This is a genomic window from Pseudarthrobacter sp. PvP004 (assembly GCF_017876035.1).
Taxonomy (GTDB): Bacteria; Actinomycetota; Actinomycetes; order Actinomycetales; family Micrococcaceae; genus Arthrobacter; species Arthrobacter aurescens_A.
In genome coordinates, this window is record NZ_JAGINL010000001.1 from 4,154,536 (window position 1) to 4,169,995 (window position 15,460).

A 15,460-nucleotide genomic window follows, 5' to 3' on the forward strand; every position below is an offset into this window, starting at 1 on the left:
GGTCATGACGCAATCCGCCCCCAGGCCACGGCCCAAAATCGACGATGTGGCCGCAGAAGCCGGCGTATCGCGAGGTACGGTTTCCCGGGTTCTCAACGGTGGCCACTGGGTCAGCCCGTCGGCTCTGGCCGCTGTCAACGCCGCGATCAAGAAGACGGGCTACCGAGTCAACCCGCACGCAAGGAATCTCGCCACCAACCGCGCCAATTCCGTGGCTTTCCTGCTCACTGAGACCCAAGAACGTCTCTTCGAGGACCCCAACTTCGCTGTCCTCATGCGCGGCGCAGCGGACGCTCTGGCTGTGCATGACATCCCGCTGGTCCTGATCATGGCCGGCACCGATGATGAACAACGGCGAGCCACCGACTTCCTCACAGCAGGCCACGTTGATGGTGTCCTCCTCATCTCCTCCCATGGCAGCAGGAAGGGCATCATCGCGGACATCATTGCCGCGGGTGTCCCGGCGATCGCTTGTGGCGCCCCCTTGGGCTTCGAGAAGAAAATGGGTTACGTCGCTGCCGACGATTACGAGGGCGCGCGCGACGTTTTGCGGTACCTTCGCGACGGCGGCCGGCAGCGGATTGCCACCATCGCCGGCCCTGCGGACACCTCCGGCGGTACGCGGCGACTCGAAGCGTACCGGGACGATCAAGGTGCGGATATCGATGAAGAGCTCATTGCCCAGGGTGACTACAGCCGCGACAGCGGGGCCAAAGCGATGCGTGAACTTCTCGGTCGCACCAAGAACATCGATGCCGTTTTCGCTGCGAACGACCTCATGGCGCTCGGCGCAATGGATGTATTGCGCGAAGCCGGTCTGACAATCCCGGGTGATGTCGCCGTCGTCGGCTTTGATGACATCAGTACCTCGCAAGAGGCGGCGCCCCCGCTCACTACCGTCCGGCAGCCGTTCGACCGCATCAGCGAGGAAATGGTGCGGCTGCTCTTGGACGTCATCAGCGGCAAACGCCCCGCCGCCGTCACCATCCCCACCGAACTGGTCATCCGCGAATCGGCGTGATGAAACCGAGCCCCCGCGACGTAGCCGACGGTTTCGCCAGAGCGTGGAACGTGGCTGATCCCGCGGCGCTGGCGGAGCTGTTCGTGGAGGACGCCGACTTTGTGAACGTCGTGGGCATGTGGTGGAACAACCGCAGGCAGATCCGGTTCAACCACGACTATGGTTTCCGGCACATGTTTCCGGACACGGAGATGGTGTTGGAAAAGGTCAAAGTCCGGGAGCTCGGCACCGAGGTGGCCGTTGTCCACGCGAGGTGGTCCATGACCGGCCAGATCACGCCCACCGGCGAGAGATCAGGGCCCAGACGGGGAGTCATCAGCTTCACGGCCGTGCGTCAAAGTGACGGCCGATGGCTCGCGGTCAGCGCCCAGAACACGGACATCGTCCCCGGGAAGCAGACCAATGTTGCCGCAGATGGCCGTCTAACCCCGGAGTCGTACGAGACGCCCGGGCAAGGGCAGTAACCCCAGCGCATAGGCTTGGATCATGCTGAATCTGGTCCTCGGACTTCTCTTTGCGGGGCTCTTCCTTGCCTCGTTCCAGTCGGACCGGCGCCGGCTCCGCAACGGGGTGCTCCTGCTTGTGGCTGCGTGGTTCCTTCTGCAGGCCGTGCTGGACTTGCTCATCGACCTGAACCCGTGGTTCGAATGGTTGAACCTGGTGGTCTTGGTGGTACCGGTGGTGAGCATCTTTGTGTTTGCGGGCTTCCTGATCGCCAACGGTGTCACGATGGTCCGCAGGGAAGGGCCTGGGATCACCAGTTTCTTGCCGTTTGCGGTGGGACTCGCGGTGTTCCTGGCCCCCGTCATCGCGTTCCTTTTCGTGCTGAGCGGGCAGCCGGTGCTGGCGGGCATAGCCGCTCTCGCTTTCTTCCTCTGTTCCTACCTCGGCTGCGCATTCGTGGTTTTTTTGGGCTACGCAGTGGTGTATTCCAAGATGCGTTTCAGCCCTAACCCGGCGGCCGTCATCGTCCTCGGTTCCGGGCTGATTGATGGCAAGGTCCCGCCGTTGCTCGCCGCCCGCTTGAACAAGGCTTTGGAAATTTACGACGGCGGCACCCCGGCCAAGCCCGTCTTGGTGCCTTCCGGGGGCCAAGGCCCGGACGAACCCCGGCCGGAGTCCACCGCGATGAAGGACTACCTGGTGGCAAAGGGGGCGGCGGCCAAGGATGTTTTGGAAGAGAACCAGGCCACCACCACCCGAGAGAACCTCGCGTATTCCGTTGCCCTGCTGGCAGACAAAGGCATTCAGGGTCCGCTGCTTGTGTGCACCAACAATTACCACGTGCTCCGCGCCGCGCTCCTATCTCGGCGCCAGAAGATCAACGCCGAGGTTGTGGGTGCTCCCACGGCCAGATACTTTGTGCCCAGCGCCTTCCTCCGGGAGTTCGTGGCCGTGATGAGGGACAACCGCCTGACCAACATCATTCTTTGCCTGCCGATGTTCGGGATTGCCCTGCTCATCACGGTCGCACTGATGAACTCAACGGTGGTTTAGCTTCTCCTAGGACTTGGGGAGCCCTGTGGTGAAGGTGTGCGTCCACTCGGTGACGGAACCGTCGGTGAAGACATACCCGGGCAGCCGTTCCGCTGTGACGGTCACAGTGCCTGAAGGCTTCCTGTAGCTTCCGGCGGCGACTTCCTTGCCGTCAATCAGGTACGCAACACCCGGGACGGAGGGGATGGTGTAACCGTCCTGCCCATGACCCGGGCGGTCCGTGAAGGTAACGGGGGCCGGCGTCGTAATTTCGTAGCTCAGCCCGAAGCCCAACGGCAGGAGGACACCGCTGGCGTCGGCCTTCGGCACGTTGACCGGCAGCTTGCCGCTGGGGTTGACCGCACCTGAGATGGCACGGACAGCACCGTGGAAATTGACCTCTTTGACTCCATAACTGTTAAGTACGGCGTCGGCGCCGGGGAAGACGTTGACGTCGTAGGGATTGCGGGTTGCCACAACGATCACCGGTGTGCCGGTGGCGGCGAGTTCCGCGACCATCTGTTGCTGCGCAGCATTGCTGGTCGCGTTGTAGGAAGCGAAGACCACGGCATCGACGTTGCCGGCGGCAGCCACCGCACGTGCGCGGTAGGCCGCGGAGGGTGAGGCCCCATCCTCGTAGTCTTCGGTGACCGTGAATCCCTGATCCTTGAGCATTGGTCCCGCGAGCTCGGGCCACGCTGAACCGGCACCCACCATGAGCACCGAGCTGCCCGAAGCGAGCGGCAAGACCCCGTTCTCATTGCGTACCAAGGTGACGGCGCGGTCGGAGATCAGCTTTGCCGTGGCCAGGTTCTCTGCGCTTCCCACCAGGGTGTCCACCGCGGCGGGGTCTGCCATAGGCTGCTCGAAGACCCCACGCTTGACCTTCCATTCAAGGATCCGTCGGACGGACTCATCCAGGCGGGTCTCGGTGATCTCGCCGGATTCGACGGCGGCGCGAACCCCGGCGAACGACGCGTCCACGTCCGGGGAGTTGAGGAGGATGTCAGATCCGGCCTGGATCGCCTTGACGGCGATTTCTTCCTGGGGCCACTCGGCGGCCATTGCGGCCATATCCAAGGCATCAGTTGTCACCAACCCCTTGAAGCCCATCTCATCGCGAAGCAAACCGGTGAGTACCTTGTGGGACAGGGTGCCGGGCATTTCCGCGTCGATGGCCTCAACAATGATGTGGGCCGTCATGACCATGTCCACTCCGCCGTCAATGGCAGCTTTGAAGGGTTTCAGGTGCTCATTGAGTGTTGCGCGATCGTAGGTGACGGTGGGCAGTCCGTAGTGGGAATCCACTGAGGTGTCGCCGTGGCCGGGGAAGTGCTTGGCGGCCGCGCCTACGTTGTGCGCTTGAATGCCTTCGATCTGGGCAACACCGAGGGCACTGACCAGGGCCGGGTCCTCGCCCATGGATCGGATTCCGATGACCGGGTTGTCAGGGTTGGAGTTCAGGTCAAGGACCGGCGCGAAATCAACGTTGATACCCATGGCGCGCATTTCGGAGCCAAGGATTTCACCTTGTGCTTTGGCAAGATTCGCATCCGCGGTGGCGCCGAGGGCCATGTTGCCCGGGAGGACTGTGGCGGGCGGCCCAATGCGGGCAACCAAACCGCCTTCCTGGTCGATGGTGACTGCCAGTGGAATGCCGTTCCCGTCCTCTCGCAAGGCCGTTTGCTGCAAGCCGTTGGAAAGGCCCGCAACCTGCTGCGGGTTGTTGGTGTTGCCGGACCATGCAAAGTAGAGAACGCCGCCAAGGTTGTACTTTTCCACCACCTCGGCGGGTGTATTGACGCCGTACCGCTCTTGATTCTTTGCTGCCATGGAGGCGTCGTCCGCCGATGAACCGTAAACGTGAGTCCACGTCATCTGGCCGATCTTTTCGTCCAGCGTCATGCCGGCAATCATCGCCTCGATGTCAGGCGAGGCGGAGACCGTCGTCGTAGTTCCCGCGGTGGTGGGTGGGGCTGCGACTGCCGTGCCCGCCGCGGTGATGACCCCCGCGCCCGTCATGAGCAGCGCCGTGGCGGCCGCCGTCATGAGTGATGTTCGTTGTCTTTGCATGTGAATCCCAATCCCATCGTCCTTGTTGTGGTTGAGGTTTGCGTTGGTCTGCGCGACTAGCGCTTGCCGTTGTAGAGGAGATACGCGCGGGTCTCGCGCACGAACTGGTCCAGTTCGGCGCGCCAGCTGTCCATGATGGTCTTGGCGTCAGCACCGGCGTCGAGCTGTTCAGCAAACCTGGCCGAGCCGCTTAGCAGGCCCATCCAGCGGCCGCCGTCGCCGCGCCAACCGAAGCCGGGGTATAGGCGCTTGGCTTCGACCAACATGTGGGTGCCCACTTCCAGGGCTTCGACGCGGGTGGGATCGGTGATGTGAACCTGCACGCCACCACAGATGAGGCCCTGGTTCTTGGAAAGAGTCGGCTGGAAGTATGCCTCCCGGAACGTGACGCCTGCCAAGCCCTTGCTGTTCAGTGCCTCGGCCCAGCGGTAGTCCACGTAGGGCGCGCCGATGAGTTCGAAGGGCCGGGTTGTGCCGCGCCCTTCCGACATGTTGGTGGCCTCGAACAGGGCCGTGCCGGGGTACAGGGTGGCCGTTTCCGGTGTTGGCATGTTGGGGCTCGGCAGGATCCAGGCCGCCCGGTTGTCCGGTCCGGTCATGTCGCGGCGCCATCCCTGGACCTCCACCACCTGAAGGTCCTCGATGGGTGTGAGTCCGGCGGCCGGAAGATGAACCGCATTGAAGTATTTGGCGAGCTCGCCCACCGTCATCCCATGCTGGAGCGCAATGCCCAACTGGCCAACGCCGGATTCGAACCCCTTTTGCAGGACCGGTCCGCGGGCTTGGCCGCCGATGGGGTTCGGACGGTCGAGGACAACAAACGTGGCTCCTGTCTTCGACGCCGCCTGCATGGCACCCCACATGGTCCAGATGTAGGTGTAGAAGCGTGCCCCGACGTCCTGGATGTCGAAGCAGATGGTGTCCACCCCCGACGCTTCGAAGAAGCCCACATAATCGGCAACGTTGGCGCCGTAGGAGTCGTAAACCGTGATGCCGGTCCGCGGGTCCACGGAGGTTCCTTCGCTGGCGCCGTCCTGCGCGGTCCCTCGGAAACCGTGCTCGGGACCGAAGACTGCTCCGACGTCCACGCCTTTGTCCGCCATGTCATCCACGATCGAGCGGAAGTTCGCCAACACGCCGGTGGGGTTGGTGATGACTCCCACCTTGCGTCCCGCGAAAATGCTCCAGTTTGTCGCGGCGGCAACGTCGGCGCCACTGACTGGAGCGCCCGGTTTCCCCGGCCGATTCTGCGCGCTGGGGTTGGTGCTGGCAGCTGCGCCGGGAGCAAAAGGCGCGACGACGGCGGCAGCTGCCGCCAGCCCGGATGCATGGAGCAGTTTTCTACGGTCCAGTGCCATGAAGAAGCCTTTCGAGGGGAGCGAGTGACATGACAAAATTTGTGATTTTCCTTACATCGACCGTATTCGCTTGCCTGCATTGCGTCAATGACTTACCTTCTCAGCGCCGCTTGTGTAACTTAATGACAAGACTCGGGCGGTGACTTGGGTCGGGGGCAGTGCCCCGGCCCGGGTTCGACCCATCGAAAGGAAACCATGGTGGAAGCGCCGGACAGTGCACACTTGTCCCGCACAGTTCTGGTGCGGATTCGCTCTGTCCTGCCGGCACTGCGCCCCTCGGAACGGGCCGTGGCTGAGCTGGTCCTGGCTGACCCGTCCAGGGCAGCAGCCATGTCCATCGGTGACCTGGCTGAGGAGTGTGGAACATCCACTACTTCTGTGGTCCGGTTCTACAAGAAGGTGGGCTACGGCGGCTACTCCGCTCTGCGCCTGGACCTAGCCCGCGAAACTGCGCGGGAGAGTGTGGCCCATGGCGTGCCTGCCGCGGTCTATGAAGACATCAACACTGCAGACTCGCTGCAGGACATCGTCTCCAAAATTGCCTTCAACGAAACCATGTCCATCGCCGATACCGCCCAAGTGCTGGACGTGGAACAGCTGGCCCGGGCGGTAAGCGCGGTGTCCAGTTCCCGGAAGACCGACATCTTCGGCGTGGGAGCGGGCGGGTTGGTGGGCCAGGACATGCAGCAGAAATTGCACCGGATAGGCCTAACCTCGTTCAGTTGGGGGGACCCGCATGCCGCCCTGGCTTCCGCGGCCCTCCTCGATGCCGACGGCGTTGCTATCGCCATCTCTCACTCGGGAGCCACCCTGGACACCATCGATTTCCTGAAGGCGGGCAAAGCGGCCGGAGCCGTCACCATCGCCATCACCAACCATGCTGACTCGCCATTGGGCAGGGGGGCCGACATTGTGTTGAGTACGGCCGCCCGCGAGACTCCTTTCCGGCCGGGGGCAATGGGTAGCCGGATAGCGCAGATGATGATCGTTGACTGCCTCTTTGTGGGAGTCGCCCAGCATTCCTACGACTCATCAATTGCTGCACTCCAGAAGACGCACGCAGCTGTGCGGGGCAGGAAGCTGCCGCGAGCAAACCCGTAGGCCTAGCAGCCCGGTATGACAACCCGGGAAAGCGCGTCCGGGATAGGGTCGGTCCATGTTCACGCTTGTTGCCCCTGATAAGTCCTTTTACCACTCGTTCCTCGAGTCCCACCAAGAGTGGGCAGGCGCCCATCAGGACGGTGCCGCCGTCTTCATGGCTGACGACGTCACCACCCCGGAGGGGTTTGAGGAATGGGTTGCCAGGCTGCTGGACGCTGAAAACACCCCGGAGAAGGACGGCATGGTTCCGTGTACTTTTCGCTGGATCACTGAGCACTCGCGCTATGTAGGCTCCATCGCATTTCGTCACCACCTGACCCCGGCCCTCCTTAACTCGGGTGGCCATATCGGCTACGGGGTACGACCGTCCGACCGTGGAAGGGGAGCGGCTACTTGGGCTCTCCGGGAACTCTGTGCCCGCTTGTCCGCCCGGGCACAGCCGGATGGCATTCTGCCGGATCGCGTTCTGCTGACGTGCGATGACAGCAACGCAGCGTCCGCAAGGACCATCGAGCGGTGTGGAGGGGTGCTCGAGGATGTGCGGACGGACGAGGATGGGCAGCTTTTTCGACGCTATTGGATTGACCTGGGAGCGCCCGCCTAGGCCCGTTCACGTTCCCGTCACCAAGCCTTGTTAGGCTGCCGCGCACTACCCGCAGACCGGGCAGGCTCACAGACCAGGAGGACCGCATGACGGAGGCAAGTCCATCGAGCCCAACAGGCACATCACTGGACGATTGGTGGGTCAGGGACAACCTGCGGGAAACCATCGACCACCTTGTTGAATTGGGTTACACCATCAGCGGCGGCCAGGGCGAAGACCCGGACCTCATCGACCCCGGTGGATCAGCGGTGGAGACGTGGAACGAGGACTATCCCTACCAGCAGCGGATGACCCGCGATGAGTACGAGATCGAGAAGTACCGCCTGCAGATCGAACTGTTGAAGTTCCAGTACTGGGGCCAGGACCTTGGGCTCAAGCACGTCATCGTTTTCGAGGGACGTGACGCCGCCGGCAAAGGCGGCACCATCAAGCGTTTCACTGAGCATCTGGATCCACGCTCCGCCCGGACCGTTGCGCTCGCCAAGCCTTCTGACCGCGAGCAAGGCCAGTGGTACTTCCAGCGCTACATCCAGCACCTTCCCACCGCAGGTGAGATCGTCATGTTCGACCGCTCCTGGTACAACCGCGCCAACGTGGAACGCGTCATGGGGTTCTGCACTGACGACGAATATGACACCTTCATGGGTCAGGCCCCGGTCTTCGAAAAGATGCTGGTGGACGCCGGCATCCACGTCACCAAGTTCTGGTTCTCCGTGACACGGCAGGAGCAGCGCACACGCTTCGCCATCCGCCAGATCGACCCCGTCCGCCGCTGGAAGCTCTCGCCCATGGACCTGGCGTCGCTGGATCGCTGGGACGAGTACACGGACGCCAAGGAACGGACGTTCCTGCACACGGACTCCGACCACGCGCCGTGGATCACCATCAAGTCCAACGACAAGAAGCGCGCGCGCATCAATGCCATGCGCTACTTCCTCAACCAGTTCGACTATGAGGACAAGGACACCTCGGTTGTCTACGACGCCGATCCGCTCATCCTCCGCCGCGGCCGCGACGCCGTAGGCGACTAACACCAAAGCTCGACGTCGGCACTCACCTAAAGTGCCGACGTCGTGCTTTCCGCGTTTCTTCGAAACCTTGTTACATTCGTTGGCCAGCCGGACATTAACTGGCTATGCCGGGCGCTTACTAAATATCCACGCTACGACGTGAGGCGGCCTGGTGGTGCCTGTACAAAGTGGCGCGACTCCACCCCACTAGACGGGCCGCTTCCATGGCTGTTCGGCCTTCCGCCCTGGCCGCGTTTGCGGTCGCCAGCTTGCCAGTGGTCGCTGCCGCAGCCACTTCTGACCGCCGTGTCGTTGCTGACAGCTGTAGACCCAGGCGAGCCAGTGCGGCCTCTATCTCCTTGAGCCCACCCCTTCCGAGTCCTTGCACCTCAAACCGAAGGTCTTCGGCGGACCAAGTAATCAACTCTTCAATGGTTGAGATACCGCGCCGACGAAGGCTGGTCATGGGCCTTGCGGGCAGCCCAAGCTCGGTCAAGACCTCGGTGCTGCCCAGTTCTCCGTTGTGATCGGGAATTGGGTTGTTGTTCGGCGACTGCATTTATGACTTTCTGGCAAGGGACGGACATTTCGCCGTTCCTGTCGAGCACGGCTGACGGCATGGAAGGCACGGATTAAGTGCCGTGCAAGCCCAAAATATGCCGGACTTTCGGAGTGACATTTGTCACGAAAGACACGAACCTCAGCGGTCAGGAGCGCCTGTGGGCCAAAGCCGGGCTCCGCGCTTCTCTCATTCCCCACCTAATCGTGTGAGTTACCGGGAGCCGCGTCATAAAAGGCCGCGATCGTCCTCTTACTAAGAGTGCCTTGGTTTCAACCGGGGCGCTCTGGTCAGATTGCCGAGCCCTGCCGCTGACCGGAATCCAATCGCTTTTCAGCTGGCAGGGACGGGGGAACCACATTCCCACGGCCCTCTTTGACGGCCTTGGTAGTTGGTATCACGCTCACCCCCGCAGGCACTGGAGAGGCTAGAGACATGTCGAAGAATTCGGTTAGTGCCCGCCATCGGGCTACCCCTGGACGCTCAATTGTGCTGGAGGGATTGGCCGTCACGGCGATATCCCAAGCACGGGTGCTGGGACGTCCGGCACTCGTAGCGGTCGCTGTTTCGGGCCTTGTCACTGGGGTCGGGGCACCGGCCCAGGCAGGTGTTTATGGTGCTGATAATCAGGAGACAACCATCACAGGGCAGGCGTTCACCGGCGCGGCAGCGGCGCTGCCCGCCGAGAATATCCACACCGTGGCTTCCGGTGACACGCTCGGGATGATTGCTGCAGCGTACGGCGTGAGCTTGAACGATGTCCTCTCTACAAACGGGTTATCCGTTTCGTCGATCATCTTTCCCGGTGACCAGCTACGGATCCCCGCAGCGGGATACGCGGCTGCAGCAGAGTCAGCCACCACATCAGCCACCTCTGCAGCCGCTCCGAGCCAGGAAATCTCTCTGACCTCGGACTCCGCCCCCATGACTGCCGGTTCCGTCGGCACGCATCTGCTGGCCTCGGCCAACTCTCAGCTGGGCCTGCAGCAGGACTGCACCGCGATGGTGGAGAAAGCACTGCGCTCGGCTGGTAAGAGAGTTGGTGACCTCGCCCCGGCGCAGTTCTTCCAGTACGGAACGGTCGTGAGCACACCAGCACCCGGTGACCTGGTCATCACAGCCGGACACGTAGGCATCTACGCTGGCAACGGCCAGGTAGTAAGTGGCGGTGTGAATGGTTACACCACCGCAGTCCACTCCCTCAGCTGGCTTCCAGGTGCGTCCTTCGTGCGCGTCGCGTAGGTCTGCAGTCTGGCCATTGCGCCTGCGAGCCGCGAATTAGCCCGACGTCGGCACTCACCGTGAGTGCCGACGTCGTGCTTTCTATTCGGTGACCTCGTCCTCCACTACCGGGTCCTTCAAGAGAAGCGCCGTGCCTTGGAAAGCGGGCAACTCGAGGAAGAAACTGTGGAGGTCATCCACTTGGCTGACGTCCTCGCCGGAGAATAGATCATGGACGGTGGCGCCCGGGACAAGGTGTGAGGACTGGATGCTGCCGGCAATGTCCTGATCCGAGAAGTTCAGGACAGTGACCTGCAGTGCTCCGTCGGCGAGTTGGTTCACCAGCACCAACAGCCCGCGGTGGGAAACGTCGGGCACATCCAGAAGCGTGCTGGTGGCGATCCCCGACTCTTCCCGTACCGTGAGGATCTGCTGGAGGCGCCGGGCATAGGAGTTTGGGTCCTTCAGCTGATCGGGCAGCGGACCGTAGAGGCTCCGGGCACGGGGCATTCCCGCCAAAGAGAACTTCGCGTCCGGGCTGGTCCCCATGAGATCGTGTGCGCCACGGTTGATCCAACGGGTGTCACCCTGCGACGTGAGCTCCCGGACCGTCTCCCGATCCAGTGCTGTGATGCCCGTGAGGTCCCAACCGGAAAGCGCGAAGACGCCGGGCTGCAATGCGTTGTACATGGACAACAGCACGTGGGCGTCAAGCACCTGGGCTTCCTGCTCCTCGGTGATGGCATCCTGATCGTTGATGCCAAGGGCCGCCATGATGAAACTGACCGTGGTGCAGGCAATGCCGTTGGTGGTGAAGACCGCGTTATAGGGCCCGTTCTCACCTGTGAGCCGTTCCCGCATGGTGTTCTGGACCTTCTCGGCCACCTCTGCGCCGGTGAGTTCCTCGCCGGCAAGTTCGAAGACATCGTCCCTGTGGCCCGCAGCGAAGTGGAGCAGCTCATAGGTCAGTTCATCGTGATTCTGGAGGGCATGCACCAACGACGCCTGGTCCACGCCGATCTCCATGGAAAGCCGCAAGGTAAGGCGCAGGAACTCTGTGTCTCCTATAACCAGGGCGTAGTGATACGCGGGCCTGGTGATGAAGTCGTAGGAGAGGTCCGGGCCGGACTCGGACTGCGTCTTGATGTCATCGATGGTGAGGTTGAGCTCCTGGAAGGAGAACCCGCCCACCTTGCGGATCATGGAACCAATCAGCTGGTTGGCGGCCTCGGACAACGGGTGGCCCTCGGACCAGCCGGGTTCTTCCTCAGCACTCTTCTCAACACCCAGGAAGCCATTGGCATCCAACCGGAGCGCTCCGGTCCCGAGGTCCAGCAATGAGTGCAGGGCGTCGCCCACCACCAGGCGCATGCCGGCGAAAGTTGGGTCCAGCCAGTTGATGGAAGGCTGGCCGGCCTTGAAGTAGTGCAGATAGACCCAACGCCGGGTTTTGCCCGTGGTGTCAATGATGGGCTTGGTGGCGCTCCAGTTGGTTTCCTTGACGCCGGGTTCGTAGAAGATGACCCGTTGCAGGCGTCCGATGATGTACCCGGCCTTTTGCAGGGCCTCTTCAGCCGCCGGGCTGATGTTCACCGAGTCTTCGCCCTCCGGGACATCAGGCAGCAGGTGCCAGTCCTCTTCGGGGATGTCCACCATGTGATAAATGCCGGGGTAGTCCCGGAAGTTCATTTCAGCAAGACGGAAGTCCGCTCCCTTGCCGGTGTGCCCCGGGACGATGTCGTCAATGACGGTGCCGCCGTGCTCGTTGGCCACCTCGCACATCTGGCGGAACTCTTCCTCGGTGCCGAAGGCAGGGTCGATCGCCATGCTGATTCGATCAAAGTGGCCGTCCACACTGGGTGTCTGCGACCAGCCACGGATGCCACCGGCGAGCTTGACCGGCCCGGTGTGGAGCCCGCGGATGCCAATCTGGCTGAACGCATCCCAGAGTGCAGGATCGCCCAACGCTGAAAGGAATGACTGGCCGTCCTTGGTGATGAAGGACAGCGGGTAGGCGGTGAACCAGACGGGTGCGCGCTCCACAGCTGAGCGCGGGTTGGGCCTGGCGTAAGAGTTCTGCCACATGCTGGCCTGCCCGGACAATTGCCGGGCCATGGTGTTGGCGTCACCCAGCATGGATTGGTTCCTGAGCCAGTCCACATAGGTGGAGTTCAGGCCATCGAATTCCAGTGAGGGCCGGGCTGCGAAGAACTGCCGCCTCCGGGCGATCGGCCGCAAAGCCTTGGGCCGGGCCGGGTAGAACTGTTCATCAAACGTGATTTCCGCCGGTTCGCTTGCGGTTTCATCGGGCGTTTCCTGTGGCGTCTCCTCCGGATTTTCCTCTGGAGTTTCGCTGATTTCTGACACGCTCTCGTTGACTGCAGGCTCCCGCACAGTTTTCTCCTTTACGTGGTCGCCGCGTCAACGCCGACCGTCCGAGGGGGTCGTTCAAGAGGTCACGTACCCGGGCTTACCCGGACTATTCATGCTAGTCGGGGGAGCAGGCCGTTTGTCTAACCCGGGAACAAGTAAGTCTCGTTATTATGTGCGGGGTTGACGTTGGGCGCCGGGGCCTACCGGTACGTACCGAACATTCAGTACCGTGACTCGTGAAGATCGGAGCACTCATGAAGATAGTTGTCATCGGCGGCAGTGGCCATATCGGGTCCTTCCTCGTTCCCCGGCTTGTGCGCGCCGGGCACGAGGTCATCAACGTCAGCCGCGGAAGCAGCCCGCCGTACGCTGACGTCCCCGAATGGCAGCAGGTTCGGCAGGTCACCGAGGACCGCGACCACGAGGAACGCGAGGGCAGCTTCGGTGACAGGGTAGCGGCACTGGGTGCCGACGTCGTGGTTGACCTCATTTGCTTCACGCTCGAATCGGCCACCGCGCTGGTTGAAAGTCTGCGGAACCAGGCGGAGCATCTGCTGCACTGCGGCTCCATATGGCGGCACGGGGTCAGCTTGAAGTTGCCCATTGCCGAAGGAACGGAGTCCGCCGCTGAACCATTGGACCAGTACGGGATCCGGAAACGTGACATCGCGGGCATGCTCAAGGAAGAGACTGCTGCCGGAGGCCTGGCCACAACATCCATTCACCCCGGACACATCGTGGGGCCCGGGTGGTTGCCGATCGGGCCACTGGGCAATTTGGATCCAGGCGTGTGGCACACGATTGCCTCCGGGCAGCCGCTTCAGGTTCCCGGCAGCGGGACTGAACTGATGCACCATGTGCATGCCGACGACGTTGCGCAGGCCTTCGAGAAAGCCATCCTGAAACGGGACGCTGCAGCCGGGGAGGATTTCAACATTGTTGCGCCCACTGCCCTGACGGTTCGGGGTTACGTGAGCATTGCGTCGTCCTGGTTCGGGCAGGAGCCCCGCATGGAAACCGTGAGCTGGGAGGAGTTCCGCCGGACCACCACCCCGGAATTTGCCGATTCCAGCTGGGCCCACCTCTCCCGCAACCACTGCATGAGCATCCACAAGGCCGCATCCCTGATCGGGTACGCACCTGGATATGAACCCGAGCAGGCGGTGCGCGAATCCGTGCAATGGCTCATAGACAACAAACAACTCACGGTGCCAAGCCTGCTGGCTTAAGTGGACCCATGTACAACTGCCACCCAAGGCCCGAAGCTTAAGGAGCGCAAGGGGGGGAGCTATATGTACAAGGTGCCGAACAAAGAAGCTACAGACAGCCGGCTCGACCACGGATTTTTCATCCTTGGCGGCGCGGCTGCGGTGTGGCTGGCTTTTCTGCTGGTGGGGGAGAGCTTCCACCTGGGGTGGGGTCAGCTGTGGTTTTCGGTGGTGTTCTGGGCATTCCTGGCATACCTGCTGTTGCCCCGACTCCACAGGATTCTGACCACCATTTACGTTCCTGGGTACTTCATTGGCCGCGCCCGGACCAGTGATGGCCTGCTCGGTGACCCCGTCAACGTTGCCTTACTAGGGGCGGAACCTCAGATCCATGCGGTCATGAGGGCCGCCGGCTGGACCATGGCCGACGACGTGACCTTCGCCAGCAGCCGACGCATCATCAGCTCCACCATTTTCCGGCAGAGCTACACGGAGGCGCCCGTCAGCCCCCTGTATCTCTTCGACCGGCAGCAGGACTTCGCCTACCAGCAAGAGGTCAACAACACCCCCGGCAAACGCCACCACGTCCGCTTCTGGCGTTGCCCTGAAGGCTGGCTCCTGCCGGGAGGCCACAAAGTGGATTGGCTCGCCGCGGGTACGTACGATCGCAGCGTCGGCTTCTCCCTGTTTACGCTCCAGATCACGCACAAGATTGAACAGAACACCGATGTGGAGCGAGACCATATCGTTTCTACAGTTTCGGCCGCTGAGCCAGCCGTGATGGTGCAGGTCATCGAGGACTTCTCCACCGGTTATCACACGCGCAACGGCGGCGGTGACTCCATTTCCACCGACGGCGATTTGCCGATCGTCGACGCCCGCCGCGTCCCCGTTCCTTCGGATCAACCACCCAACCGGACCGATAGCAGGGACAGACGGCCGGCGCCCATCATGATGGGCGCCGCCCTGGTGGTGGCCAGGGCGGTGGCGGCGCTGGCCTTGGCGATCACCTTGTTCACCTCCGGTGGTGAAATATCCGGGCTCACCTTCGACGACGACTCATCAGACCCGCAAAGCACGACGGCGGCAATCGCCTTGGTAGCAGGAGTCGTCCTGGTGTTCGGGCTGGGTGAAGTTTTCCTGGCCTGGCGCATATTCCTTGGCAGCAACGGTGCCCGCGTCATTGCGATGGGCCTGAGTTCGCTCTCCATCCTGGTCCAGGCAATCGACTACTCTACGGGCAGCGCGAATATCACCCTCGAAGCCGGCCTCTCCGGCCTGGCCACTGACATCCTGGTGCTCCTGGCGTTGTCCAGCCAAAGGGCCCGGGTGTACGCCAAGCGGCAGCGCGTTCCAGCTGTCCCGGCGTCGGTGGTCAGTCGGCGCGTGTCTTCCTGACCCTCTTTGGGCTTGGATTAGCCCTTACGTAACGCAGAACGGGTAACGCGCGCCTGCC

At 62.4% G+C, this 15,460-nt stretch carries 12 protein-coding genes and 2 pseudogenes; 9 read left to right on the forward strand and 5 right to left on the reverse strand.

The window, feature by feature from the left end; translation table 11 throughout:
* Window positions 1–4: 4 nt before the first annotated feature.
* The 3 genes from J3A64_RS18895 to J3A64_RS18905 are packed head-to-tail and all read left to right on the forward strand — an operon-like array spanning window position 5 to window position 2,518.
* Window positions 5–1,021: a LacI family DNA-binding transcriptional regulator gene (locus J3A64_RS18895; protein ID WP_210065355.1), complete on the forward strand. Its 1,017-nt coding sequence runs from the start codon at window positions 5–7 to the stop codon at window positions 1,019–1,021.
* Window positions 1,021–1,485 carry an SgcJ/EcaC family oxidoreductase gene (locus J3A64_RS18900; protein ID WP_210065357.1) on the forward strand — a complete coding sequence of 155 codons (465 nt, stop codon included), beginning with the start codon at window positions 1,021–1,023 and terminating at the stop codon, window positions 1,483–1,485. Before J3A64_RS18895 ends, J3A64_RS18900 begins: the two co-directional genes overlap by 1 nt.
* Before the next feature lie 22 nt (window positions 1,486–1,507).
* Window positions 1,508–2,518, forward strand: a complete 1,011-nt coding sequence (locus tag J3A64_RS18905) for a YdcF family protein (protein WP_011776668.1) — start codon at window positions 1,508–1,510, stop codon at window positions 2,516–2,518.
* 6 nt (window positions 2,519–2,524) lie between these two features.
* Here the strand turns inward: J3A64_RS18905 and J3A64_RS18910 are convergent, their stop codons facing one another.
* Both J3A64_RS18910 and J3A64_RS18915 read right to left on the reverse strand, forming a co-directional pair.
* Window positions 2,525–4,570, reverse strand: a complete 2,046-nt coding sequence (locus J3A64_RS18910) for a glycoside hydrolase family 3 protein (protein WP_210065359.1) — start codon at window positions 4,568–4,570, stop codon at window positions 2,525–2,527.
* Between the two features lie 56 nt (window positions 4,571–4,626).
* Window positions 4,627–5,928 carry an exo-beta-N-acetylmuramidase NamZ domain-containing protein gene (locus J3A64_RS18915; RefSeq protein WP_210065361.1) on the reverse strand — a complete coding sequence of 434 codons (1,302 nt, stop codon included), beginning with the start codon at window positions 5,926–5,928 and terminating at the stop codon, window positions 4,627–4,629.
* 222 nt (window positions 5,929–6,150) lie between these two features.
* Between J3A64_RS18915 and J3A64_RS18920 the strand changes: the two genes are divergently transcribed.
* The 3 genes from J3A64_RS18920 to ppk2 all read left to right on the forward strand — a co-directional run bounded on the left by J3A64_RS18920 (window position 6,151) and on the right by ppk2 (window position 8,664).
* The gene (locus J3A64_RS18920; protein ID WP_286176400.1) at window positions 6,151–7,029 is read left to right on the forward strand and encodes a MurR/RpiR family transcriptional regulator; all 879 of its coding nucleotides are present in this window, start codon (window positions 6,151–6,153) and stop codon (window positions 7,027–7,029) included.
* 55 nt (window positions 7,030–7,084) lie between these two features.
* A complete protein-coding gene (locus J3A64_RS18925) occupies window positions 7,085–7,633 on the forward strand; it encodes a GNAT family N-acetyltransferase (RefSeq protein WP_210065365.1) in 549 nt (182 codons plus the stop codon).
* Between the two features lie 86 nt (window positions 7,634–7,719).
* Complete coding sequence (gene ppk2 / locus J3A64_RS18930; protein ID WP_210065367.1) at window positions 7,720–8,664, forward strand: polyphosphate kinase 2; 945 nt, start codon at window positions 7,720–7,722, stop codon at window positions 8,662–8,664.
* Window positions 8,665–8,782: 118 nt separating this feature from the next.
* Here ppk2 and J3A64_RS23785 read toward each other — a convergent pair.
* Window positions 8,783–8,917: pseudogene (locus J3A64_RS23785) on the reverse strand (recombinase family protein); the annotation flags it as partial.
* 75 nt (window positions 8,918–8,992) lie between these two features.
* A pseudogene (locus J3A64_RS23790) lies at window positions 8,993–9,202 on the reverse strand (DNA-directed RNA polymerase subunit alpha C-terminal domain-containing protein); the annotation flags it as partial.
* A gap of 435 nt (window positions 9,203–9,637) precedes the next feature.
* Here J3A64_RS23790 and J3A64_RS18940 point away from each other — a divergent pair.
* Window positions 9,638–10,444 carry a LysM peptidoglycan-binding domain-containing protein gene (locus J3A64_RS18940; protein ID WP_011776662.1) on the forward strand — a complete coding sequence of 269 codons (807 nt, stop codon included), beginning with the start codon at window positions 9,638–9,640 and terminating at the stop codon, window positions 10,442–10,444.
* Between the two features lie 81 nt (window positions 10,445–10,525).
* Here J3A64_RS18940 and treS read toward each other — a convergent pair whose 3' ends face one another.
* A complete protein-coding gene (gene treS / locus J3A64_RS18945) occupies window positions 10,526–12,817 on the reverse strand; it encodes a maltose alpha-D-glucosyltransferase (RefSeq protein WP_043806441.1) in 2,292 nt (763 codons plus the stop codon).
* Window positions 12,818–13,050: 233 nt separating this feature from the next.
* Between treS and J3A64_RS18950 the strand changes: the two genes are divergently transcribed.
* Window positions 13,051–14,025, forward strand: coding sequence for an NAD(P)-dependent oxidoreductase (locus J3A64_RS18950; protein ID WP_210065371.1), 975 nt, complete (start codon window positions 13,051–13,053; stop codon window positions 14,023–14,025).
* Window positions 14,026–14,088: 63 nt separating this feature from the next.
* Window positions 14,089–15,402, forward strand: coding sequence for an LssY C-terminal domain-containing protein (locus J3A64_RS18955; protein ID WP_011776659.1), 1,314 nt, complete (start codon window positions 14,089–14,091; stop codon window positions 15,400–15,402).
* The last annotated feature ends 58 nt before the right edge of the window (window positions 15,403–15,460 follow it).

Excerpts from the sequence above, each read along its gene's own strand:
- J3A64_RS18895 (WP_210065355.1), top strand. The coding sequence starts at position 5 with ATGACGCAATCCGCCCCCAGGCCACGGCCCAAAATCGACGATGTGGCC.
- J3A64_RS18900 (WP_210065357.1), top strand. The coding sequence starts at position 1,021 with ATGAAACCGAGCCCCCGCGACGTAGCCGACGGTTTCGCCAGAGCGTGG.
- J3A64_RS18905 (WP_011776668.1), top strand. The coding sequence starts at position 1,508 with ATGCTGAATCTGGTCCTCGGACTTCTCTTTGCGGGGCTCTTCCTTGCC.
- J3A64_RS18910 (WP_210065359.1), bottom strand. The coding sequence starts at position 4,570 with ATGCAAAGACAACGAACATCACTCATGACGGCGGCCGCCACGGCGCTG.
- J3A64_RS18915 (WP_210065361.1), bottom strand. The coding sequence starts at position 5,928 with ATGGCACTGGACCGTAGAAAACTGCTCCATGCATCCGGGCTGGCGGCA.
- J3A64_RS18925 (WP_210065365.1), top strand. The coding sequence starts at position 7,085 with ATGTTCACGCTTGTTGCCCCTGATAAGTCCTTTTACCACTCGTTCCTC.
- ppk2 (WP_210065367.1), top strand. The coding sequence starts at position 7,720 with ATGACGGAGGCAAGTCCATCGAGCCCAACAGGCACATCACTGGACGAT.
- J3A64_RS18940 (WP_011776662.1), top strand. The coding sequence starts at position 9,638 with ATGTCGAAGAATTCGGTTAGTGCCCGCCATCGGGCTACCCCTGGACGC.
- J3A64_RS18950 (WP_210065371.1), top strand. The coding sequence starts at position 13,051 with ATGAAGATAGTTGTCATCGGCGGCAGTGGCCATATCGGGTCCTTCCTC.
- J3A64_RS18955 (WP_011776659.1), top strand. The coding sequence starts at position 14,089 with ATGTACAAGGTGCCGAACAAAGAAGCTACAGACAGCCGGCTCGACCAC.